The organism is Catenulispora sp. GP43, assembly GCF_041260665.1.
GTDB lineage: Bacteria > Actinomycetota > Actinomycetes > Streptomycetales > Catenulisporaceae > Catenulispora.
Map to the genome: position 1 here is coordinate 100,775 of NZ_JBGCCT010000008.1, position 22,471 is coordinate 123,245.

Sequence of the window (22,471 nt, forward strand, 5' to 3'; positions counted from 1 at the left end):
GGAAGTTCGGGCTTTGAAGAGACGCAACGTGCTGAAGATGGCCGCCGCCGCGAGCACCTCCGCCGGCGCGGGACTGCTGGTCGTGGGCCGGGGCGCTGGGGCATCAGGGGCATCGGGGGCTGCCGGTGCCACCACTGCCGGCGCCGCCGTCGGCCCCGCGGCGGCCGGCGAGGGACCGGACTCCGGCGACCTGATGCCGGGCATGAAGGGCATGGCCAAACCCGGTGACGCGCCGGCCCCGGCCCAGCTGACCCCCTTCGTCGACGCGATGCCGCGCCTGGTCGACGCCGTCCCGGTCTCCGCGACCGCCGACACCGACTACTACGCCACGAGCATCAAGAGCGGCTACGCGCAGCTCGCGCCCGGCAAGCCGACCGCCGTCATCGGCTACGGCGGGTCCTTCATCGGCCCGCTGATCCGGGCCCAGCGGGGTCGGCAGGTCGCGATCACCTACACCAACGACACGACCGCGGGCGCCGTGGTGCACCTGCACGGCGGGCACGTCCCCTCGCCCAGCGACGGCTTCCCGACCGACGAGCTCGCCGCCGGGGCCACGCGCACCTACACGTACCCGAACCAGCAACGCGGCGCGACCCTGTGGTACCACGACCACCTGCACATGATGGAGTCGGTCAACGTCTACAACGGCATGCACGCCATGTACATCCTGCACGACCCGGCCGAGGACTGGCTGAACCTGCCCAGCGGCCGCTACGACGTCCCGGTCCTGCTGCGTGACGCGTATCTGGACGCGGACAACGCGCTCTACTACGACCCGACGCTGGACTGGACGGTCCTGCTGGCCAACGGCAAGAACCGCCCCTACTTCCCGGTCGGGCGGCGCAAGTACCGGTTCCGCTTCCTCAACGCCTCCAACCACCGGTTCCTCACCCTGTCGCTGAGCGACGGCTCGTCGTTGGTACAGATCGCCGGCGACGGCGGGCTGCTGCCGGCGCCGGCGGTGTCGCCGACGCTGGCGCTGAGCTCGGCCGAACGCGGCGAGGTCATCATGGACTTCTCCAAGTACCCGATGGGGACCCAGCTGTACCTGCTGGACTCGGTGCTGGGACAGATCCTGCGCTTCGACGTGACCGAGACGTGCGCGCCCGAGCCCCACCCGGGGCCCCAGCCGGCCGCCCTGAGCACTCTGCCCACGCTGAAGCAGGCCACGAACACACGCGACATCACCCTGTCGCTGTCGGCGGACGGCAACTACTTCTACATCAACGGCCAGACCTTCGACCCGAACGTGGTCATGGCCTCGATCCCGGTCGGCACGACCGAGATCTGGCAGGTCACGGACGTCTCCGGCTGGGAGCACAACTTCCACATCCACCTGGTGCAGTTCCGGGTCCTGGACATCAACGGCGCCGCGCCGGGGCCGTCGATGCAGGGGCTCAAGGACACCGTGCCGATCCCGGCCAACGGGTCGGTGCGGCTGCAGGCGACGTTCGCGGACTACCCGGGCAAGTACGTGTTCCACTGCCACCTGCTGGAGCACGCCTCCTACACCGGGATGATGGCGCGGATGGACATCACGGCTTAAGCCTGTCCGGAGTTGTGTTCGGCCGTCACCCGGTAGCTGTGAGGACGTCCAGGAACCGCGCCTGGTCGACCGAGACCGAGAGCGCGCCCCCGGATGGGTCGCGAGGGCGCACAAGGAACGTACCCAACGGAATATCGGCGAGACCGGCACGCTCGGGTCGCCCCAGGCTGCCGGCGCGGGTGAACCCTTGGCGTGTGTACCGTGCGTCGGCCTGGAGATCTCGTAGAGTTGCCTTCTGTAAGGTACGCGAGACCCGAGGAGGCCGACGGCTGCCATGAAGTACCTGCTCCTGATCTACGGCAACGAGGAGAAGTGGGCTTCGATCCCGGAAGAGGTCCTGGAGGTGGAGCGCGCCAAGCAGGACGCGTGGAATTCCCACTACCGGGACACCGGCGAGCTGCTCGCGGCCTACGGCCTCGGCGGCGAGAGCGAGGCCTCGCTGGTGCGGAACAAGGACGGTGATCCGTTCACCACCGACGGCCCCTACCTGGAGGCCAAGGAGTTCGTCTGCAGCCTGTACCTGCTGGACGTGCCGTCGGCCGAGCGGGCCCGCGAGATCGCGGCGTCGATGCCGTGGGCGAGCGAGAACCCGGTCGAGATGTGGCCGGTCCTGCACGACGGCTTCGCGCCGAAGCCTGACGGTGGCGCCTGAGAGTAGTGCTCCGCGCCCCGGCTCCCACACCAGGGATCCGGGGCGCTGTGCTGTCGCTGGTCCGCACAGCGCTGTCGCTGGTCCGCACAGCCGGAGATGCCCGTTTTGGGCACCGGCGCGGACGATATCCGGTGGCGCCGTGTGGCGCCCGCAGCATGTGGACGGGAGCCGGATATGCAGCCTTTCCGTGTCGAGATACCCCAGGCGGACCTGGACGACCTGCAGCGGCGGCTGGCCGCTGTGCGCTGGCCGGCCGGGCTGCCGGAAGCCGGCTGGGACCGCGGTGTCCCGCCGGACTACCTCCAGGACCTGGTCCGCTACTGGCAGAGCGAATTCGACTGGCGCGCCGCCGAGGAGCGGATGAACCGGTTCCCGCAGTTCCTGGACGAGATCGACGGTGTCGGCGTGCACTTCCTGCACGTCCGCTCGCCCGAGCCGGACGCCACCCCGATGATCGTCACCCACGGCTGGCCCGGGGCGTTCCTGGAGTTCGAGCAGATCATCGGCCCGCTGACCGATCCGCGCGCCCACGGCGGCGACCCGGCCGATGCCTTCCACCTGGTCATCCCCGCCATCCCGGGCTTCGCGTTCTCCGGTCCGCACGGCCTGCCGGGCTGGAGCGTGCCGCGCACCGCCGCGGTGTGGGCCGAGCTGATGGCGCGCCTGGGGTACGACGAGTACGTGGTGCAGGGCGCCGACTTCGGGGCGGCGGTCTCGATGGTGCTCGCCTACACCCACCCCGAGCAGGCCCGCGCGCTGCATCTCAACATGCTGGTGATGCGGCCCAGCGGCGAGCCGGGGGAGCTGGACGGGCTCTCCGAGGAGGACCGGTACCGGATGACGATGGTGGACCGGTTCGTCGCCGAGTTCTCCGGCTCGATGAAGATCCAGTCGACCCGGCCGCACACCGTGGCCTACCCGCTGGCCGACTCCCCGGTGGGGCAGCTGGCGTGGGTGGTGGAGAAGTTCAAGGACTGGGCCCAGGCGCCGAACGTCCCCGAGGACGCGGTCGACCGGGACGTCCTGCTGACCATCGCGTCGATCTACTGGTTCACCAATACCGCCGGCTCCTCGGCGCAGTTCTACTACGACAACCTGGACTACCTGCCCAGGGCCGACGCGATCGGGCGCTTCGCACCGCTGTCCCAGCCGCTGGGCATCGCCGTCTACCCCGGCGCGCTGTTCAAGCCGGTGCGCCGCCTGGTCGAGCGCGACTTCCCCACGCTCGTGCAGTGGAACGAGTACGACCGCGGCGGTCACTTCGCGGCCCTGGAGGAGCCCGACCTGTTCGTCGAGGACCTGCAGGCGTTCGGCCGGCTGCTGAGGAAGCAGTGAGGGGGCCGGGGCGATGACGACGACCACCGAGGCCTCCGAGGCCGCTGAGGGCTCCAAGGCCACTGAGGCCCCTAAAGCCTCTGAGAACCACCAGCGGGAGACCTTCCGCGAACTCGGCGCGCGCCTGAGCAACTGGGGCCGCTGGGGCGTGGAGGACGAGCGGGGGACCGCCAACCTGATCACCGCCGAGCGGCTGGTCGCCGCCGGACGCCTGATCCGCCGGGGCAAGGTGTTCGACCTGGGCATCCCGGTCGGCGCGGACGGCCCGCAGGGCACCTTCCGGCAGAACCCGCTGCACGTGATGGTCGAGACCGGCCAGGGCCAGCAGATCCCGTGCGGGACGCGCTACTCCGACGACTACATCGTCATGCCGCTGCAGAGCTCGACGCAGTGGGACGCGCTGGCCCACGTGTACTACGACGACCGGTTGTACAACGGCTTCGCCGCATCCTCGATCACGGTCAAGGGTGCGGGACGGTGCTCGATCGACAAGCAGGCCAAGGGCATCGCCGGCCGGGGTGTGCTGCTGGACGTGGCGGCGCTGCACGGCGTCGAGTGGCTGCCGGCCGGCACGGTGATCACGCCGGAGGACCTGGAGGCGGCCGCCGAGCGCCAGGGCGGGGTGCCGGTCGGGCCCGGCGACATCCTGCTGGTGCGCACCGGGTGGCGGCGCAAGTTCCTGACCGAGCACGACCCCGCGGCGTTCCTGGCCGGCGAGCCGGGCCTGGGCCTGGCGTGCTGCGCGTGGCTGAAGGAACGCGACGTCGCCGCCGTCGCCTGTGACAACTGGGCGGTCGAGGTGCTGCCCGGGGAGGTCCCGGGGGAGTTCCTGACCGTGCACCTGGTCCTCATCCGCGACATGGGCATGACCCTCGGGGAGCTGCTGGACCTGGAGGAGCTGGCCGCGGACTGCGAAGCAGACGGGGTGTGGGAGTTCTTCTTCACCGCGCCGCCGCTGAAGGTCACCGGCGGGGTGGGGACGCCGATCAATCCGTTGGCGCTCAAGTGAATCCGTGACCGTGACCGTGACCAGCTCCGGCCGCCGGTCCCTTCAAGGGACCGGCGGCCGGAACTGTGTGGCGCGGCGGCGGCGCCGGCAGGGTCCTTACTGGCGGATGGCCCCGGTCGCCGGGTTGAACCGGCCGGCGGGCAGGTTCTTGCCGCGCCGGCGGGCCGAGAACTCCAGATACCACTGCGCGGCCAGCAGGTTGACGATCCACGCGCCCCAGCTGGTGCCCTCGACGAGGATCTCGGTGTTCACCCGCAGGCCCCAGTGCAGGATCATCATGAAGACGATGCGGCCGTAGGTCGTGAACAGCGCGAGCGAGAAGCTGTAGATCATCCAGCGGCGGTGCTCGGCGTAGCGGCGCAGGCGGGCCTTGCGCCAGGCGTACAGCGTCGTGCCCAGCCACAGCACCGCGCCGCAGCCCAGGCCGGTGCTGCCCTCGTTGGCCCGGTGCGGGATCAGCACGAACAGCACGATGAGCGTCGTCGGGATCACCGCGCCGAACACGTACACCCGGCCGACCCAGCGGTGGACCCGGGGGTGGGTGCGCCGCAGGTGCGGCCAGACCTGGAGCATCATCGTCACCAGCGCCAGGTTGCCGGTGACCACGTGCGCGATCAGGAACGCCAGGTGCGGGTGGAAGCCCGGGTCGAGCTGGACGCGGGCGTCGTTGGGGTTCGTCGTGAAGTAGTGCGGAAACGCATACAGCAGGTTGAACAGCACCGTCCCACCCAGGACGGCGTACCAGGGGTAGTACTTCTTCCACCAAGGTCGTTCCCCGCGTGCCGCGGGCTGGTCGGCGTCAGGGTCCTCCGGGGGGATCATCTGGAGGCCGGTTTGTTGCGTGTTCTGAGACATGCCTGTCCTCGGCTCTCTCACGGCTGGGGTGAAAACGCAGGTTGAGCATCGGGCTTGGGAGCCTGGACGGGCATCTTCGTATGTGCCGTGTGGCGGGCCCGGCGGCGTGGCGGTCCGTATACGTCAGCGCCGAGGCGAATGCGGGCCCTGATGTTCTTTCAGAATGCTCATCCTGGGCAAGAAACCGGCCTTCGCAAGCAAGTGCTGGTTGACTCTCCCCCGCCTGTCGACGACGGAAGGTGGGATCCATGTCCTCAACCCCAAGGCGCGGCCCCGGTCTGTGCATGGTGAGTCTCGGCACGGTGACCACGTTCCTGGCGGCGTGGAACAGCTTGGCCGTGCTGGTGGTCCTCGGGCCGCGGCCGCACGTCTCGGTGGCGGTGCTGGTCGGGATCGCCGCCGCGTTCGACGCCGCCGCCGCGGTGGCCGTGGGCGCCGGAACCGTGTGGAGCGGGCGCGTCGGCAGCCGGACGGCGCTCGCGTCCGGATCCGCGGTGTTCGCCCTGGCCTGCGCCGGCTGCGCACTGGCCTCCGGTCCGCTGCTGGTGGCGGCCCGGACGGTGCAGGGGATCGCGGCGGCGCTGATGGTGGCCGCGGCCCTGGAGGCGCTGTCCGGTCCGACCGGGCGCGGCGAGCCCTGTGGCGGCGACGGGTTCCAGACCGCGGGCGTGGGCGCGACGCTGGTGTGCGGGCCGTTGGTGGCCGGAGCCGTCGCGGCCGTCCACGGCTGGCGCTGGGTGTTCTGGGCGGAGGCGATCGTGGGGGCCGGGATCTGCTGCGTGGTCCTGGTCCTGGTCCGGGGCGGTCGCGGTGCGTCGGCCGCGGCGGCGCGTGACGACGACGGCGGCGCTGCTATCACCGCCGCCGTCTCCGTCTCCGTCTCCGCCGCCGATCGGACGCCCCGGCCCCGGGACCGTTTCGACCTGCCCGCGCTGGCCTTCGCCACGGTCGCCGTCGCGGGGCCGATCGGGGCGCTGACCGAAGCGGCGGCCTCGGGCTGGGGGGATGTCAGGACCCTGGCATTATTGGCGGCCGGGCTGGTGGCGCTGGTACCGATCCTGGTCTGGCATACGCCGCCAGGCGCCTTGTACAGCCGGGCGTTCGTCGCGGCGCAGGTCGCCGATCTGTGCCTGTTCGCGGCCACCGCGGGCACCTTGTTCCTGCTCGCCCAGTACTTCCATGCGGTCGCCGGCTCCGGGTCGTTGGGGGTGGGGCTGCGTATCGTGCCGTGGTCGGCGGCCGTGGCGGTGGCGCTGTCGGCCTCGGCGTCGGCGCAGGCCCGGGCGCGCGGTATGCGCAGGCTGATGGCCGCGGGGCTCGCGCTGGACGCGGTTGGGCTGCTCGGGCTGGCCGCCGCCGTGCGCGGGCGCCAGACCGGGTGGTGGCTGGCGGTGTCGCTGGTGCTCAGCGGCGCCGGGGTGGGGCTGGCGATGCCGGCCGCGCGGCGGGCCGCGGTCACCGTGGCCGGGCTGCGGCAGCCCGAGGGGGCCGTCGGCGGCCTCGGGGCGGTGCGCTGGGCCGGTGCGGGCCTGGGGATCGCGCTGCTCGGCGCGGTGCTGGCCGCGCGCGGCGGGATCGGGTCGGCGGCGGCCGATCGCGGCGCGGGCCCGGCGGTCGCGGCGGCGGCGCTGGTGGCGGCGCTGGTGGCGGCGGCCGGGGCGGCTGCGGCGCTGACGCTGCCGACCCGGGAACGGCCGCCGATGGTGCCGGTGTTCTCCCGGACTCAGCACGACGGCCCCGGGCCTTCGAGCCGGCGGACGTGACGCGGGCGGCGCCGGGCGGGTGTGCTGTATGCGAACACTGATTTTATCGTCGTGGCCTGATTCCGTGTGCGCATATCCGAGATTGCGGCGCGGACCGGCCCGGACCGGCCGCCGGCACATTCGAAGATGCCGCCCCCGCGGGCTCGGCGTGAGGCTGGGCGCCGACCCGTGAACGCGGCCGCTTCCCAGGAGGACACCATGACCACCCAGACTCTCACCGAGCAGGACCGGGCCGCCGCGGCCGCGGTGCCGGCCCGCATCATCGAAGCCTGGTCCCGCAACGACGCCGGGGCCTTCGCCGAGATCTTCACCGAGGACGGGACGATGATCCTGCCCGGCGTGTTCCGGCAGGGGCGCGAGGAGATCAGCGCGTTCATGGGCCAGGCCTTCACCACCTTCCTGAAGGGCACCCGGGTGACCGGCGCGCCGATCGCGATCAAGCCGCTCGGCGCGGACACCGTGCTGCTGATCACCGCCGGCGGCGTGCTGCACCCGGGGGAGAAGGAGGTGGCCGCCGAGCGGGCCATCCGCGCGTCGTGGCTGCTGGCCCGGCAGGACGGCGAGTGGCTGCTGACGGCCTATCAGAACAGCCCGGCGAACCAGGCCGGCTGACCGGATCGGCGGGGACGGCCCGCGGTCGCCGGCGCTGAATCGGGCGCCGGTGACAGCGGGCTGTTTCGCATGCGCCAAGGCTCTGTTCCGCATGGGCCGAGGCTCTGTTCCGCATGTGCTGAGGCCGCCCTGAGGCCGCCCTGAGGCCGCCCCGATCGCCGCCGCACTCCAAGAGATGCCGGGTCCCGGCCCGCGCCGTCATTGTGCAGGTAGGGCACCGCGCTCGCCGTGTCCGATCCCCGTGAATCGCGCCGCCTGATGGAGGCTGTTCATGACCGATCCCGCCTACCGGGACGCGCCGGCGACCGAGGTACAGCAAGGGCTGTGGCTGTTGCGTGCGCTCGGACAGGAGCCGGCACCGCGCCGGCGCTCCTACCGGGTGGTCGGCGGCCTGGACGCGGGGGCGCTGGCGGCGGCGTGGCGCACGCTCGTGGACCGGTATGAGGCCCTGCGGTCGACGCTGGTGCTCAGGGACGGGGTCCCGGTCCGCAGCGTCTGGGCGCCCGGCGGCCAGCCGGATCCGGCGTGCGCGCAGCTGACGGTCATCCGGCGCGGCCCCGAGGAGTACCACGTCCGGGTCACGGTCCCCGTGGCCTTCGCCGACGAGAACTTCCTGGACAGGCTGGTCGAAGAGCTGTCCGAGCTGTGCGCCGGTCGCGAGCCGAGGGGCGTCATCGGCGCGGCCGGTACCGCTGTCCAGGACACCGAAGATCCCGAGGCTCTGGCCTGGTGGGTCAATGCCCTGACCCCGCTGCCGAGCGAACTCCCGCTGCCCGCGGACCGCCCGCGCCCGGAACGGGCCTCGGGACGCTGGGGATCGGTCAGCGTCCCGGCCGACCCGGACCTCGGCCGCACCATCGCGCACTGTGCCGAAGCCGGCCGCAGCAGCCCGTCTGTCGTGATGCTCACCGCGTTCCAGGTGCTCCTGCACCGCTACACCGGCGGCGACCGCGTCGCCGTCGCGATGCCGGTATCGCAGGGCGGCGCGGGCACGCCGGCGAACGTCCTGGTCCTGCCCGCCGACATCGCCCCCGGGCAGAGCTTCAAAGACGTCCTCGAACGCGGCACGACGCTGGCCGCCGAGGCCATGGCCCGGCGCTCCGTCCCGCTGGCCCGGGTGCTCGGGGCCCTTCCGGTGGCGCGCGAGCTGCGGCGGGTCCCGTTGGGCGACGTCGTGTTCGACTACCGGGGGCGGCCGCAGTCGGTACTCGCGGTTCCCGGCGCGGTCGTCGAGCCCTCCCCGCAGCACAGCGGGCCGGCGCCGGCGGACCTGGTGCTGCGGGTCGACGACGGCCCGAGCGGCCCGGCCGTCACCGTGCTCTACGACGCCGACCAGTTCGAACCCGCCACCGCGGCGATGATGCTGCGGCAGTTCCGCATGCTGCTGCGGCACGCCGGCCGGGCCCCGGACACCGCCGTCGGCGAGCTCGTGCTCGACGGCCCGGCCGAGGCGGCGCGCGCCGCCGTCGAGGCGGATCGGCGGGCCGAGGACGGCGCGCCCGGATTCACCCTCGTGGAGGCGGTGCGCAGGCGAGCGGAGCAGGATCCGGACGCGGTCGCTATCGACGGCCACGACGGGACGCTGACCTACCGTGCGCTGCACGCCGCGGCGATCCGGGTCGCCGAGGACCTGTACGCGGTCGGGGTGCGGGCCGGCGACGCGGTCGTGGTGCGGCTGAAGGTGGGGGTGCGTCAGTATGCCGCGCTGCTCGGCGTCCTGTCCGCCGGCGCGCATCTGAGCTGGTTCGGGGTCGCCGACAGCGGGGAGCGCGGCCGGGCCGTCGTCGAGGCGCTGAAGCCCGCGGCGATGCTGGTGGCCTCCGCGGATGGCTCCGATGGGTTCGTCGACTGGTATCGCGAGAGCATCGGCGGCCGGGTCGTCGCGGTGGAGGTGCTCGAACCGGCACCGGAAGTAAGCGCCCTGCCATCACCACTTCCTGAACCGGGCCTCGCCGACCGCGCCTATGTCGCCTTCACCTCCGGCACCACCGGTGTCCCGAAGGGCATCGCCCACAGCCACGCCGCCCTCGCGCAGTTCGCCGCCTGGATGGCCGCCGAGTTCGAGATCGGGCCGGGGGTGCGCGTCGCGCAGTGGGTGGCCGCCGAACACGACCCCGCGTTGGCCGAGACGTTCGCCGCGCTCGGATCGGGCGCCACGCTGTGCCCGGTGCCGGAGAAGATCCGCGCCAACCCCGAGCGCCTCTTGGACTGGCTGGCCGCCGAGCGGATCGGCGTGCTCCAGACGGTGCCGAGCTTCGGGCGCGAACTGCTGCGCGTCCTCACCGAGCGCCGTCGCGCCGAACGCCTGGGCGCGCTCAGGGTCCTGCTTCTCATGGGCGAAGCGCTGCCCGGGGAGCTCGCCGGCGGGCTGCTGACCGCGCTGCCGCTGGTCCGGGTGGCCAATCTCTACGGCCCGACCGAGACCGTCGCGGCGACCTGGCACCCGGTTCAGGGGCGGGCCGCCGGCCCTGTCCCGATCGGCCGCCCCATCCCCGGCCGCGGTGTGCTCGTGGTCGACGAGGCAGACCGGGTCTGCCCGGCCGGCGTCACCGGGGAGCTGGTGGTCACCGGCCCCTACGTCGCCGACGGCTACCTCGCGGCCGCCTACGACCTCCAGACAGCCCACGCCGCCTTCAGGCCCCTGTCCGGCGTCGACGCCCCCTGCTACCGCACCGGCGACCTCGCCCGCCGCCGTCCCGACGGCGCGCTGGAATACCGCGGCCGCAAGGACAGCCAGGTCAAGCTCTACGGCAACCGCCTGGAGCTCACCGATGTCGAGGCGGCCCTGGCCGCGCACCCCACCGTCGCCGAGTGCGCGGTGGTCGCCGGCGCCGACCGCGACGGCCTGGCCGTCCGCCTGGTGGTCTGCGTCGTCCCGCGCCGCGGACCCGACGGCGAGCCGTTGGGTGCCCCGGACCAGTGGCGCACCCACCTGCGGCGCCGCTTCGGCCGAGCGCTGCTGCCCGCGCTCTACCGCGCCCTGGACCAGCTGCCGCGCACCGTCACCGGCAAGGTGGACCGGCCGCGGCTGGCGCGCACCCTGGCCGCCGCCGAACGCGACGCCGCGGCCCGGCGGCCGGCGGCCGGCACCGAGGCCGAGCTCGCCGCCGTCTGGGCCGCGTTGCTCGGCGCGCCGCCGGAGCACGCCGACCAGAGCTTCTTCGCCCTCGGCGGCACCTCCCTGCTGGTCCCGCGGCTGCTGCACGAGGTGCGGCAGCGGCTGGCCGCCGAGGTGACCGCCGCCCAGTTCTACGCCCACCAGACCCTGGCCGCGCTGGCGGCTCTGGTCGACCGAAGCAGATGAGATCGAACCAGATGAAGGAGAACGCCGTGTCTTCGCCCATCAGCGCCCCAGCCGTCGCCACCCCCGTGGTCCTGGACGGCGAGAGCCTGGACATCCCGGCCGTGCGGCGCGTGGCCGAGCAGCGGGCCGAGGTCTCGCTGAGCCCGCAGTCGCTGGCCAAGGCCGGCAAGAGCCGGGCCGTCTTCGAGGACGTGGTCCGGGCCGGGATCCCGGTCTACGGGGTCACCACCGGCTACGGCGAGATGATCTACATGCTCGTCGACCCCTCGCGCGAGACCGAGCTGCAGACCAACCTGGTGCGCAGCCACAGCGCCGGGGTGGGCCCGCACTTCCCCGAGGACCAGGCCCGCGCGATCGTCGCCACCCGGCTCAACGCCCTGGCCAAGGGCTACTCGGCGGTGCGTCCGGAGATCCTGGAGCGCCTGGCCCTGTACCTGAACACCGGCCTGATCCCGGCCATCCCGGAGATCGGCTCGCTCGGCGCCAGCGGCGACCTGGCTCCGCTGTCGCACGTGGCCGCCACGGTCATCGGCGAGGGCTACTTCCTGGGCCCGGACGGCCCCCGGCCGGTCGCTCCGGTGCTGCGCTCGCTGGGGATCACGCCGCTGGAGCTGAAGTTCAAGGAGGGCCTGGCGCTGATCAACGGCACCTCGGCGATGACCGGGCTCGGCGCGCTGGTCGCCGGTCGGGCGCTGGAGCAGGTGCGCAACGCCGAGATCGTCTCGGCGCTGCTGGTGGAGGCGGTGCGCGGGTCGATGGGGCCGTTCCAGCCCGAGGGCCACGACATCGCCCGGCCGCACCCCGGCCAGATCGACACCGCGGCGAACATGCGGGCCCTGCTGCGCGGCAGCGGGCTCACCGTGGAGCACGCGGACCTGCGCCGCCAGGTGGCCGCGGCCAAGGGTTCCGGGGACGTCACCCGCACTGAGATCTACCTGCAGAAGGCGTACTCGCTGCGGGCTATGCCGCAGGTGCTCGGCAGCGTCCGGGACACCCTGGCGCACGTCACGGCCAGGGTGCAGACCGAACTGAACTCCGCGAACGACAACCCGCTGTTCTTCGAGGACCACGAGGTCTTCCACGGCGCGAACTTCCACGGCCAGCCCGTGGCCTTCGTCATGGACTTCACCACCATCGCCCTGACCCAGCTCGGCGTGCTGGCCGAGCGGCAGCTCAACCGGGTGCTGAACCGGCACCTGAGCTACGGCCTGCCGGAGTTCCTGGTGGCCGGCGACCCGGGCCTGAGCAGCGGCTACGCCGGCGCGCAGTACCCGGCCACGGCGCTGGTCGCCGAGAACCGGACGATCGGCCCGGCCAGCACCCAGAGCGTGCCGTCCAACGGCGACAACCAGGACATCGTCAGCATGGGCCTGATCGCGGCCCGCAACGCGCGGCGGGTGCTGGCCAACAACCAGTACATCCTGGCCGTGGAGTTCCTGGCCGCGGCCTCGGCGGTGGACGTCTCCGGGCGCTACGACGGACTGGGCCCGGCCGGCCGCGCCGCCTACGACGCGGTGCGCTCGCTGGTGCCGCCGCTGAACCAGGACCGGTACATGGCCGACGACATCGAGACCGTCGCCGCCGCCCTGACCCGCGGGGAGTTCATCGCCGCCGTCGAGAACTGCGGCGTCGAGCTGCGCTGACACCCGAGCTGCGCTGACACCCGAGCTGGCGCCGACACCCGAACCGCGCTGAGAGGCGCCGAGCAGGAGGGCAGGAGAGCAATGGCCACTCGGCCGATGACCGGCGAGGAGTACGTGGACAGCCTGCGCGACGGTCGCGAGGTCTACGTCTACGGCGAGCGCGTCAAGGACGTCACCGCGCACCCGGCGTTCCACAACCCGGTGCGCATGACCGCCCGGCTCTACGACGCGCTGCACGACGAGCGCCACCGCGACGTCCTGACCTGTCCGGTCGACGGCGGCGGCGAGGGCTACACCCACCGCTTCTTCACCACGCCGCGCAGCGCCGAGGACCTGGTCGCGGCCCAGGGCGCGATCGCGGCGTGGGCCCGCCTGAGCTACGGCTGGATGGGCCGCAGCCCGGACTACAAGGCCTCCTTCCTCGGCACGCTCGGCGCGAACGCCGACTTCTACGCCCCCTTCGCCGACAACGCGCGGCGCTGGTACCGGGAGTCGCAGGAGAAGGTCCTGTACTGGAACCACGCGATCGTGCACCCGCCGGTGGACCGCGACCGGCCGCCGGACGAGGTCGCCGACGTGTTCGTGCACGCCGAGAAGGAGACCGACGCCGGGCTGGTGGTCAGCGGCGCCAAGGTGGTGGCCACCGGCTCGGCGCTGACGCACTACAACTTCATCGCGCACTACGGGCTGCCGATCCGCAAGCGCCAGTACGCGCTGGTGGCCACGGTGCCGATGGACGCCCCCGGCCTGAAGCTCATCTGCCGGCCGTCCTACAGCGCCACCGCGGCCGTGGCCGGCAGCCCCTTCGACTATCCGCTGTCCTCGCGCCTGGACGAGAACGACACCATCCTGGTCATGGACAAGGTGTTGATCCCCTGGGAGAACGTGTTCATCTACGGGGACCTGGGCAAGGTGCAGATGTTCACGGCCCGCTCCGGCTTCCCGGAGCGGTTCACCTTCCACGGCTGCATCCGCCTGGCGGTGAAGCTGGAGTTCCTGGCCGGGCTGCTGTCCAAGGCGCTGGCGGTCACCGGGACCCGGGACTTCCGGGGCGTGCAGAGCCGGATGGGGGAGGTGCTGGCCTGGCGGAACCTGTTCTGGGGCCTGGCCGACGCCGCGGCGCGCAACCCGGTGCCGTGGAAGGACGGCGCGGTGCTGCCGAACCAGGACTACGGGATGGCGTACCGGTGGTTCATGCAGGTGGGCTATCCGCGGATCCGCGAGATCATCCTGCAGGACGTGGCCAGCGGGCTGATCTACGTGCCCTCCAGCGCCGAGGACTTCCGCAACCCGCAGACCCGGCCGTACCTGGACAAGTACGTTCGCGGCTCCGGCGGGGCCACGGCGGTGGAGCGGGTCAAGCTCATGAAGCTGCTGTGGGACGCGGTCGGCAGCGAGTTCGGCGGCCGGCACGAGCTGTACGAGCGCAACTACTCGGGGAACCACGAGAACACCCGGGTCGAGCTGTACACGGCGCAGCTGGCATCCGGCCAGCTGCGCGGCTACGAGGCGTTCGTGGAGCAGTGCCTGGCCGAGTACGACCTGGACGGGTGGACGGTGCCGGACCTGGAGTCCTTCTCCGATCTCAGATCCCTGATCAACCGACCCTGATTCGCTTTCTCACGAGAGGTGGGCCCTTTCATGCCCGAAACGAACGCCCCGTCGCGGCAGGAGCTGCTCGGCCGCGCCACCGACCTGGTACCGCTGCTGGCCAAGAACGCGCCGTGGATCGAGGAGAACCGCCGGCTGCCCGAGGACGTGGTGGGCGCGCTCACCGACTCCGGGCTGCTGAGGATGCGGGTGCCCAAGCACTTCGGCGGCTACGAGTCGCCGATGCGCACCGTCGCCGACGTCGTCTCCGAGCTGTCCCGCGGCGACGGCTCCACCGGCTGGACCGCCGCGGTGTGGGCGATCAGCGCCTGGATGGCCGGGATGTTCCCCGACGAGGTCCAGGAGGAGGTGTTCGCCGACCCCGAGGTGCGCATCAGCGGCATCCTGAGCCCCAGCGCGGTCGGCGTCCCGGTGGACGGCGGCATCGTGCTCAACGGCAAGTGGGCCTTCAACACCGGCAGCCGCCAGAGCGCGTGGAACACCAACGCGGCCGTCCGGGCGCACCCGGACGGCTCGTACGAGCCCATCATGGTCCTGATCCCGCTGGCGGACCTGACGGTCGTCGACGACTGGCACACCGCCGGCATGCGCGGCTCGGGCAGCGTGAGCACGGTGGCCCAGGACCTGTTCGTGCCCGAGGCGCGGATCCTGTCGATGCCCCCGATCCTGGCCGGCGTGCACCAACCGGGCCGCAACGCCGCCAGCCCGGTGTACCAGGCCCCGTTCATGCCCACCGCGTGCACCACGGTCGCCTCCGTCGCCCTGGGCCTGGCCCGCGCCGCCCGCGAGGCGTTCTTCGAACGCCTGCCCGGCCGCAAGATCACCTACACCGCCTACGAGAACCAGGCCGAGGCCCCCATCACCCACCTGACCACCGCCGACGCCGTGACCCGCATCGACGAGGCGGAGTTCCACGTCATGCGCGCCGCCGGCATGCTCGACGACAAGGCGGCCGCCGGCCAGACCTGGACGCTGGAAGAGCGCGCGAAGGCCCGCCTGGACCTGGGCGCGGCGACGCAGCGCTCGAAGGAGGCGGTGGACCTGCTGAACTCCGAGAGCGGCGGGTCGTCGGTGTACTCCACGGTGCCGATCCAGCGGATCCAGCGCGATGTGCAGACGCTGTCGCTGCACGCGATCATGCACCCGGCGACGAACCTGGAGTTGTACGGGCGGGTGTTGTGCGGGCTGGAGCCGAATACGCACTACATCTGAGGTGAGCGGGAGTGCCGCCGCACCGGCTGGGGAGCTGGTGCGGCGGCCTTCGCGTGGCTTCTAATCAGGGTTCTGTGACGGTTTACTGGCGAGATGACGTTCAACGATGCGATCTCCGTGGTCAGTGCCGTCGCCGCTGTCGGGGCCGTGATCTACGCCGCACGTCAAGCGCGGGTGCAGCATCGCCGTGAGGACTTCGAGCTCGCGCGATCGCTTCATGCCGATCTGACCAGCGGCCTCGTCGCTGAGGCGCGCAACATCCTGAGCGCGGTGCCGGAGAAGCGGAGGGGCTTCGATCGGCAGCTTGACATCGTTCAGATAGCCAATGCCTACTTCACCCTCTTGTGGTGCTTCGAGCGGGTCTACAGCGGGCGACAGAGCATCGCCCGGCGTGATCGTACGCCCGATGCCGTGGTGTTCCTCGACAGCCTGGTCACGTGGCATGTCGCACGCTGGTGGGGGGCGTTCGCGGACGTGCGCCGTGAGATCGGCGACCAGACAAAGGGCGCGATCAACGACCAGTACGCGCGCGTCGGCTATGAGCGGCTCTTCCTCGTGTTGTTCTCCGACGACGCCGAAAGCAAGTTCAAGCGCCTCGACTTGACGCCGCCGGAGCCGGACGAGGTTCAAGGCCTGCGTGAGAAGTATGCGGATCTAACCGGCCCAGGGGTGTGAGGGCGCGCACTTGCTCCCTCAGGCCGTCCAAACCCCCGCCGGCCCCGGCTGGAAACCCAACCCCAACCGCGGCACCGGATGCGCCCCGCCCCGGTCGAACTCCGGCAGGGCCAGCAGGATCGGCAGGTCCATCACCTCGGCGGGCCGCATCTCGATGTCCACGTCGGCGCAGTCCCCGCTGCGGCGCACCACGGCGCGCGCCGTGCCCACCGCCAGGCGTTGGGGGGCGAGCGGGACCGCGGCGGCGCGGATGTGCCAGTCGCCGGCGGGGATCGCGGTGAGGCGGTAGCGGCCGGGGGCGTCCAGGACGTCGCGGGCGACCGGGCCGCCGCGGACCACGGGGCCGGTGAAGGCTCCCACGTAGATGCGCATGCCGGGGGTCTCGACCGGGACTCGGACCAGCCCCTGCATCCCTCCGGGACGGGCTGCGGGGCGCTGGGTGTGGTTCGGGGATCGGGGTGCGCCGTGCAGGGCTAGGCGCCGGTAGCGTTCCGGTGGCGCGCCCACGCGGGCGGTGAAGCGGCGGCTGAAGGTGCGCGGGCTGCGATGGCCGGTCTCGAAGGCCACGTCCGCCACGCTCATCGAGGTCTCCGACAGCAGTCGCTTGGCCTGGTACATCCGGATCGCGGCCAGGAAGCGGAACGGCGAGGTGCCGGTCTGGGCCCGGAACGCCCGGGACAGGCGCAGCGGGCTCAGGTCCGCGGATTGTGCGACCCCTGACAGGGAAAGCGGTTCACGGTGGTGTTCCCACAGTGTCACGATCGCGCGTTCGACGGCTGCCCGGACGGCGGGGTCGGAGGGAAAAGTGGTCTCGGCGCTGTGCATCCCGTCTCCGGTCGATGGTGCCGACGGTGCTGCGTGCACGGTGTCCGCGCCCGGGCGCCGACTGGTTCCCCCAGATCCTCAGCCGGCGCCGGAGTCGCGCTTTATCGGGGCAAATCACATGAGGTGGAGCGTAGTCACCTGACACATCTTTGGCAACGTGTCGCCCCCGGGCATATCAGGCCCCTGCGGCACCTGCCAGCCGTACCGCCTGCTTCCAGGACGCCTCGCGCGCCGCCGTCGCCCCGTCGGGGCTCGGCGCCCCGTAGCGCACGTCGACGCCCCGCTCGCGCGCCGCGCGCACGATGCCGGGCATCGCCCGCTCGGCCAGCGCCGCGATCGTGAACGCCGGGTTGACCAGCAGTGCGCCGGGGACCGCGGAGCCGTCGGTGACGAAGATGCCCGGATGCCCGCGCAGTTCGTGCGTGTCGTCCAGGGCCGAGGTGGCCGGGTCGTCGCCGATCCGGCAGGAGGCCAGCGGGTGCACGGTGTAGGCGCCGACCACGTCGTTGGTCCAGGGCCGCACCTTCGCCAGGCCGTCCTTCTCCAGCACCCGCTTGATCTCCGCGTCCGAGAGCTCCCAGCCGTGCAGCGTGTTCGCCGTCGGCCGGTAGGTCAGCGGGCCGAAGCCGAGCATCTGCTGGGAGAAGCGGGTGGCGTTGCCGGTCGGCGGCGGCGGGCCGAAGACGCCCTCGTTGTCGTCCTCGCTGGTGGTGAAGATGGTCAGCCAGGACTGCCAGCGCTCGACGATCTCCTTCTTGCGCGGTCCGAACCAGGCCGGCACGGCCGCGTCCGCGTCAGGGGTCTGAGCCAGGATGGTGCCGAGACCCGGCGGGAAGTACAGCTGCTCCAGGGAGAAGCGCTCGAACTCCGGCTTGTCCGGGTCCAGGTCGTCCCAGGAGGCCACGGTGGGCCCCTTGCCGATCTGGTTGGCCGCGTACGCCCGGCCGTTGCCGCGGTCCAGCCCCAGCACCTCGCGGGCCTTGTCCTCGTCGATGATCGCGGTGTTCAGCCGCTCGCCGTTGCCGGAGAAGTAGCGCCCCACCGCGTAGGGCATCGGGCCCAGCGCGGGCTCCGAGCGCTGCAGGATCACCGGTGTCGCCCCGGCCCCGGCGGCCAGCACCACGATCTTGGCCTGGATGGTCCCGCTGCCGGTGACCACGCGGTAGTCCACGTCGTGCACGGTGTTGTACGCGACCTGGTACGAGCCGTCGCCGGTCCGCGAGATCTGCTGCACCTCGTGCAGCGGCCGGATCTGCGCGCCGTGCGACACCGCCGCCGGCAGGTAGTTCAGCAGCATGGACCGCTTGGCGTCGAACCGGCAGCCGGCCAGCATCCAGTTGCAGTTGGTGCACAGCTCCCGGTCGATCGCCGCCGGCACCGGGTTGGCGGTACGGCCGGCGTGCGCGCACGCCGCGGCCCACAGCCCGCCGGAGTAGGTGGCGTCGTTCCAGCCCAGCTGGCTGATCGGCAGCGCCTCGGCGACCCGGTCGTACCACGGCTCCAGCGTGTCCCGGCTCAGCGCCGCCGGCCACATCCGCCGCCCGATCGACCCGCGCCGCTCGAAGACGAAGCGCGGCGCGCGCGGCATCGCGGCGAAGTACACGACGCTGCCCCCGCCGACGCAGTTGCCGCCCAGCAGGCTCATCCCGTTGCCGATGACGAAGTCGAAGATCCGGGTCCCGGAGGCGCCGAACCGGAAGTCCTGGTCGAAGTCCTCGCCGGTGAGCCACGGACCGCGCTCCAGCACCATCACCCGCGCCCCGCCGGCGGCCAGGTGGTAGGCGGCGATGGCGCCGCCGAAGCCGCTGCCGACGACCAGGACGTCGGTCTGCTCCACGGTGCTCATGCCGGGCTCCCGGTGGCGGTGGTGTGCGGATGCAGCGGGGCCAGCGGCCGCCGGTAGGAGAAGTCCGGGAAGCGCCACAGCCCGTCGGCGTCGGGGCGGCTGTAGCCCAGCGCCGTCAGGCCGGGGTGGCCGTCGGCCAGGGCCTGCACGGTGCTCAGGTGCGCCCCGGTGTCGAAGGCCATGTTGCTGAAGATCGCCAGGCCCACCCACAGGAACCGCTCCGGGTTCCCGGGCCGCACCAGGTCGGCGACCAGCATCGCGCGGTGCCCGGCCGGCAGCGCCACGAACGCCGGGACGTCGGGGTCGGCCGGCAGGCGCAGCTGCTCGCGGTAGGCCTCGGCGTGCTTGTTGAGCTCCCGGACCAGGTCCGGCAGCGCCTCGGCCAGCCCGCCGGCGTCGGTGCGCATGAGGTCCACGGCGCCGGCCGCCACGGCCCCGCCGCCGCCGGCGCTCCCGGCGATCGCCCGGTCCCCGGGGAATCGCTTCTCACCAGGCACGATCGTGTCGGCGAACGCCTCCAGGGTCATCGTCTGGCCCGGTTCGTCTGCCATCGGTGGTTTCACGGGGAATCCTCCTCCTCGTCACGGTCGTGTTCATTGTCGAAGGGCGTGTTCGCACCCGGCCTCTTCGCCCGTGCGCACAGCCGGGCCCACCGGGGCGCACCGGACGAATACCGCACGGACCGAGAAGGCGGGCAAATCAGATGTCGAGCATGCTGGAACACGTGCCACGGCAGCGCGGGGGCGCCCGGTGCGGGGCATGGTTGGGCGCGCGCCGGGGATGACAAATAGATATCAGAGCTCAGATTCACTGTCCGCCGTGCGTGGACGCCGTCGAACACCACCGGTCTACCTATTGGGGCACGCGATGAACGACGCCATCACCCGGGCCGCCGAGCGGGCCATCACCACGATGCACGAACGACTCAGCGAGCCGGTCACCGTCGATGACATGGCCCGCGCCGCGATGTTCAGCAAGTTCCACTTCACCCGCATGTTCCAGCGCGCCACCGGGGTCTCCCCGGCCCGGTTCCTGTCGGCGCTGCGGCTCCAGCGGGCCAAACACCTGCTCACCTCCACCACCATGACAGTGGTCGATATCAGCGTCCTGGTGGGCTACAACAGCGTGGGCACCTTCAGTTCCCGCTTCAGCCGCAGCGTCGGGCTCTCCCCGACCGAGTACCGGCGCCTGGGCGGGCACACTGACCGCATCCGGGTCTCGGAGCCGCGCGGCACCAACCCCGACGTCGCCACGGTCAGCGGCGTGATCGAGGGGCACGACGAGCGCGGCGGGCGGGTGTTCGCCGGCCTGTTCCCGGAGTGTGTGCCCGAGGGCCGTCCGGTCTGCTGCACGATCCTGGACGGACCGGGCCCGTACCGCTTCGACAACGTCCCCACGGGCCGCTGGTACCTGCTGGCGCAGTCCGCGATGGAGGACGACGGCGCGGTCCGCGCGGGCCGGGCACGCCTGGGCACGGAGCCGCCGCGCGCCGGGGACGCGCCGGTGTGGGTCGGCACCCTCGGCCCCATCGTCATCCGCCGCGGCGTCGAGCAGCACGTTGTCGACCTGCCGCTGAAGCCGGCCGGCATGCTCGACCCGCCGGTGCTGCTGGCGCTGCAGGCGGCACGGCAGGAGGCCGTCGAGCGGGTCGCGGAGCGGGTCGCGGAGCGGGTCGCGGCGGGCGTGGGCAGCTAGCAGGGCGCGGGATTGCGGCCGGGTGTCCGAGTCTTCGGGCGCCCGGCCGTTTTCGCTGCCACTCAGCCCGATGCGACGTCTTTGCTCAACGGCACGGCGGCGGCCGGAGAGTCCTGCTCCGAATTCACCGAATTCACCGAATTCACCGGAGCCGCCGAATTCTCCGGAGCCTCTGGAACCGCCGGAACCGGCCCGAGGTCGCGGATCAGGAGCTTGACGATCAGGGCCGCGCCGACGCAGACCACCGCGCAGGCCAGCGCGACCACCGTCATCGCCGTGGTGAACGCCGTCCCGGCCGTGTGCCGCAGCGCCTCGGCCGCGTCGTGCGGCAGGCCGGCGGCGATGCCGTCGGCCACGGCCACGTTCTTGCGCGCCCGGCCGGCGTCCACGCCGGGGATCGCGTGCAGCGCCGCGGCGGAGACCCGGTGCCGGTACACCGCCGCGCCGAGGCTGCCCAGCAGCGCCAGGCCCAGGGTCGAGCCGAAGACCGTCGAGGTCTCCGACAGCGATGCCGCCGAGCCGGCCTTCTCCGGCGGCACCGATCCGACGACGATGCCGGTGCCCTGCGCATAGGTCGGGCCGACGCCGAGTGCGGCGAGCGTGTAGCACAGGACCACCGCGGCCAGCCAGCCGGTCGCCGTGGCCTGCGTGATCACCAGGTAGGCGGCCGCCGACAGCGAGGCGCCGATGATCATCGTGGTCCTCGGGCGGAACCACTTCAACAGCACGGCCGACAGCGCGGTGCCGACCGCGAACCCGAATCCGGTCGGCGCCTGGAGCAGGCCCGCGGCGCCCGGCGAGACGTCCGCGACGCTCTGGATCCACTGGCTGCTCATGATGCCCATGCCGGCCAGCGCCAGCGAGCCCAGGGACATCACCAGCAGGACGCCGGTGAACTCCCGCCGCCGGAACAAGCCCACGTCGATCATCGGATGATCCAGCGCGCCCTGCCGGCGGACGAAGAGCACCCCCGGCGCCAGGCCCGCCACGATCGCCGCGACGGCCGGCACCGGGTCCGCCGCGCCGCCGGCGGCGAACTCCTTGACGCCCCACACGACCGGCAGGACGGCGCCCAGTGACAGCAGGACGCTGAGGTAGTCGAGCCGGCCGGCCTCGGGGTTGCGGAACTCCGGCAGCGCCTTCGGGCCCACCGCCAGCAGCAGCACCATCACCGGCACGCCGAGCAGGAACACCGAGCCCCACCAGAAGTACTCCAGCATGACGCCGCCGATGACCGGGCCCAGCGCGGTCCCGCCGAACAGGCACGTCGACCAGATCCCGATGGCCTGCTTCTGCTGTTTGGGGTCCTGGAACATGGTGCTGATCAGCGCCAGCGTCGACGGCGACAGCGAAGCGCCGGCCACGCCCAGCAGGGCCCGCGCCACGATCAGCTCGGCACCGCTGGTGGAGTAGGCGGCGAGCAGGGACGTGAGGGTGAAGAAGGTCGCGCCGATCAGCAGCAGCCGGCGCCGCCCGACCCGGTCCCCGAGCGTCCCCATCGTGGGCAGGAACCCGGCGAGCATGAACCCGTAGATGTCGGTCACCCACAGCTGCTGGGCGCCGGTGATCCCCAAGTCCGCACTCAGATGCGGCAGGGCCAGGAACAAGGCGCCGATGTCCATGGCGACCAGCAGCGCGGGCAGCGCCAGGACCGCCAGGCCCACCCACTCCTTGCGTCCGGCCCGTGTGACGGCTGCCTGTGCCGGGGCTCCCGAAGTCGCGTCTTGCATGAGTCGTCCTCTCTCGGGCGCCGGGGCTGCGTGCTTGGCAGCACCCGCATGAGCATCGTCGGTCCGCGGTGGGCGGCGGCCTTCTCCGAAGGTGCGGATCCCGGCCGGTCCGGCAATCGAGGAGGTGCCGGCCTGCGGGCCCGATGGCGAGGCTGGGG

At 72.2% G+C, this 22,471-nt stretch carries 17 protein-coding genes; 12 read left to right on the forward strand and 5 right to left on the reverse strand.

The window, feature by feature from the left end:
- Positions 1-13 precede the first annotated feature (13 nt).
- The 4 genes from ABH926_RS18085 (at position 14) to ABH926_RS18100 (ending at position 4,542) form a co-directional block, all read left to right on the forward strand.
- On the forward strand, positions 14-1,546 hold the full coding sequence (locus ABH926_RS18085; RefSeq protein ID WP_370366815.1) for a multicopper oxidase family protein: 1,533 nt from the start codon (positions 14-16) through the stop codon (positions 1,544-1,546).
- A gap of 274 nt (positions 1,547-1,820) precedes the next feature.
- Positions 1,821-2,198, forward strand: coding sequence for a YciI family protein (locus tag ABH926_RS18090; RefSeq protein WP_370366816.1), 378 nt, complete (start codon positions 1,821-1,823; stop codon positions 2,196-2,198).
- Positions 2,199-2,372: 174 nt separating this feature from the next.
- Positions 2,373-3,533 (forward strand): epoxide hydrolase family protein, encoded by a 1,161-nt coding sequence (locus ABH926_RS18095; protein ID WP_370366817.1) that lies wholly within the window; start codon positions 2,373-2,375, stop codon positions 3,531-3,533.
- Between the two features lie 13 nt (positions 3,534-3,546).
- Positions 3,547-4,542, forward strand: coding sequence for a cyclase family protein (locus ABH926_RS18100; protein ID WP_370366818.1), 996 nt, complete (start codon positions 3,547-3,549; stop codon positions 4,540-4,542).
- A gap of 96 nt (positions 4,543-4,638) precedes the next feature.
- On the opposite strand, the gene ABH926_RS18105 is transcribed toward ABH926_RS18100, so the two are convergent.
- Positions 4,639-5,397, reverse strand: a complete 759-nt coding sequence (locus tag ABH926_RS18105; protein WP_370366819.1) for a DUF2306 domain-containing protein — start codon at positions 5,395-5,397, stop codon at positions 4,639-4,641.
- A 248-nt stretch (positions 5,398-5,645) separates the two neighbouring features.
- On the opposite strand from ABH926_RS18105, the gene ABH926_RS18110 reads away from it, so the two are divergent.
- The 7 genes from ABH926_RS18110 to ABH926_RS18140 all read left to right on the forward strand — a co-directional run bounded on the left by ABH926_RS18110 (position 5,646) and on the right by ABH926_RS18140 (position 16,217).
- Complete coding sequence (locus ABH926_RS18110) at positions 5,646-7,160, forward strand: MFS transporter (protein WP_370366820.1); 1,515 nt, start codon at positions 5,646-5,648, stop codon at positions 7,158-7,160.
- Between the two features lie 198 nt (positions 7,161-7,358).
- Positions 7,359-7,772, forward strand: a complete 414-nt coding sequence (locus ABH926_RS18115; protein ID WP_370366821.1) for an SgcJ/EcaC family oxidoreductase — start codon at positions 7,359-7,361, stop codon at positions 7,770-7,772.
- Between the two features lie 271 nt (positions 7,773-8,043).
- Complete coding sequence (locus ABH926_RS18120; RefSeq protein ID WP_370366822.1) at positions 8,044-11,076, forward strand: AMP-binding protein; 3,033 nt, start codon at positions 8,044-8,046, stop codon at positions 11,074-11,076.
- An 11-nt stretch (positions 11,077-11,087) separates the two neighbouring features.
- Complete coding sequence (gene cmdF, locus ABH926_RS18125; RefSeq protein ID WP_370366823.1) at positions 11,088-12,719, forward strand: tyrosine 2,3-aminomutase; 1,632 nt, start codon at positions 11,088-11,090, stop codon at positions 12,717-12,719.
- 81 nt (positions 12,720-12,800) lie between these two features.
- A complete protein-coding gene (locus tag ABH926_RS18130; RefSeq protein WP_370366824.1) occupies positions 12,801-14,330 on the forward strand; it encodes a 4-hydroxyphenylacetate 3-hydroxylase family protein in 1,530 nt (509 codons plus the stop codon).
- Positions 14,331-14,360: 30 nt separating this feature from the next.
- On the forward strand, positions 14,361-15,542 hold the full coding sequence (locus ABH926_RS18135) for an acyl-CoA dehydrogenase family protein (RefSeq protein ID WP_370366825.1): 1,182 nt from the start codon (positions 14,361-14,363) through the stop codon (positions 15,540-15,542).
- A 93-nt stretch (positions 15,543-15,635) separates the two neighbouring features.
- On the forward strand, positions 15,636-16,217 hold the full coding sequence (locus tag ABH926_RS18140; protein WP_370366826.1) for a hypothetical protein: 582 nt from the start codon (positions 15,636-15,638) through the stop codon (positions 16,215-16,217).
- Between the two features lie 18 nt (positions 16,218-16,235).
- Here ABH926_RS18140 and ABH926_RS18145 read toward each other — a convergent pair whose 3' ends face one another.
- The 3 genes from ABH926_RS18145 to ABH926_RS18155 form a co-directional block, all read right to left on the reverse strand.
- Positions 16,236-17,042, reverse strand: a complete 807-nt coding sequence (locus ABH926_RS18145; RefSeq protein ID WP_370366827.1) for a helix-turn-helix transcriptional regulator — start codon at positions 17,040-17,042, stop codon at positions 16,236-16,238.
- A 175-nt stretch (positions 17,043-17,217) separates the two neighbouring features.
- Positions 17,218-18,888, reverse strand: coding sequence for a GMC family oxidoreductase N-terminal domain-containing protein (locus tag ABH926_RS18150; protein WP_370366828.1), 1,671 nt, complete (start codon positions 18,886-18,888; stop codon positions 17,218-17,220).
- Positions 18,885-19,439 (reverse strand): DUF5987 family protein, encoded by a 555-nt coding sequence (locus tag ABH926_RS18155; RefSeq protein ID WP_370366829.1) that lies wholly within the window; start codon positions 19,437-19,439, stop codon positions 18,885-18,887. The genes ABH926_RS18150 and ABH926_RS18155 overlap by 4 nt, the downstream gene beginning before the upstream one ends.
- A 316-nt stretch (positions 19,440-19,755) precedes the next feature.
- Between ABH926_RS18155 and ABH926_RS18160 the strand changes: the two genes are divergently transcribed.
- Positions 19,756-20,583, forward strand: a complete 828-nt coding sequence (locus ABH926_RS18160) for a helix-turn-helix domain-containing protein (protein ID WP_370366830.1) — start codon at positions 19,756-19,758, stop codon at positions 20,581-20,583.
- A 62-nt stretch (positions 20,584-20,645) separates the two neighbouring features.
- Here the strand turns inward: ABH926_RS18160 and ABH926_RS18165 are convergent, their stop codons facing one another.
- On the reverse strand, positions 20,646-22,313 hold the full coding sequence (locus ABH926_RS18165; RefSeq protein ID WP_370366831.1) for an MFS transporter: 1,668 nt from the start codon (positions 22,311-22,313) through the stop codon (positions 20,646-20,648).
- Positions 22,314-22,471 lie beyond the last annotated feature (158 nt).

Coding starts and splice junctions, on each gene's coding strand:
- ABH926_RS18115 (WP_370366821.1), top strand. CDS start 7,359: ATGACCACCCAGACTCTCACCGAGCAGGACCGGGCCGCCGCGGCCGCG.
- cmdF (WP_370366823.1), top strand. CDS start 11,088: ATGAAGGAGAACGCCGTGTCTTCGCCCATCAGCGCCCCAGCCGTCGCC.
- ABH926_RS18150 (WP_370366828.1), bottom strand. CDS start 18,888: ATGAGCACCGTGGAGCAGACCGACGTCCTGGTCGTCGGCAGCGGCTTC.
- ABH926_RS18165 (WP_370366831.1), bottom strand. CDS start 22,313: ATGCAAGACGCGACTTCGGGAGCCCCGGCACAGGCAGCCGTCACACGG.
- ABH926_RS18160 (WP_370366830.1), top strand. CDS start 19,756: ATGAACGACGCCATCACCCGGGCCGCCGAGCGGGCCATCACCACGATG.
- ABH926_RS18105 (WP_370366819.1), bottom strand. CDS start 5,397: ATGTCTCAGAACACGCAACAAACCGGCCTCCAGATGATCCCCCCGGAG.
- ABH926_RS18155 (WP_370366829.1), bottom strand. CDS start 19,439: ATGGCAGACGAACCGGGCCAGACGATGACCCTGGAGGCGTTCGCCGAC.
- ABH926_RS18095 (WP_370366817.1), top strand. CDS start 2,373: ATGCAGCCTTTCCGTGTCGAGATACCCCAGGCGGACCTGGACGACCTG.
- ABH926_RS18135 (WP_370366825.1), top strand. CDS start 14,361: ATGCCCGAAACGAACGCCCCGTCGCGGCAGGAGCTGCTCGGCCGCGCC.
- ABH926_RS18110 (WP_370366820.1), top strand. CDS start 5,646: ATGTCCTCAACCCCAAGGCGCGGCCCCGGTCTGTGCATGGTGAGTCTC.
- ABH926_RS18100 (WP_370366818.1), top strand. CDS start 3,547: ATGACGACGACCACCGAGGCCTCCGAGGCCGCTGAGGGCTCCAAGGCC.
- ABH926_RS18120 (WP_370366822.1), top strand. CDS start 8,044: ATGACCGATCCCGCCTACCGGGACGCGCCGGCGACCGAGGTACAGCAA.
- ABH926_RS18130 (WP_370366824.1), top strand. CDS start 12,801: ATGGCCACTCGGCCGATGACCGGCGAGGAGTACGTGGACAGCCTGCGC.
- ABH926_RS18145 (WP_370366827.1), bottom strand. CDS start 17,042: ATGCACAGCGCCGAGACCACTTTTCCCTCCGACCCCGCCGTCCGGGCA.
- ABH926_RS18090 (WP_370366816.1), top strand. CDS start 1,821: ATGAAGTACCTGCTCCTGATCTACGGCAACGAGGAGAAGTGGGCTTCG.
- ABH926_RS18140 (WP_370366826.1), top strand. CDS start 15,636: ATGACGTTCAACGATGCGATCTCCGTGGTCAGTGCCGTCGCCGCTGTC.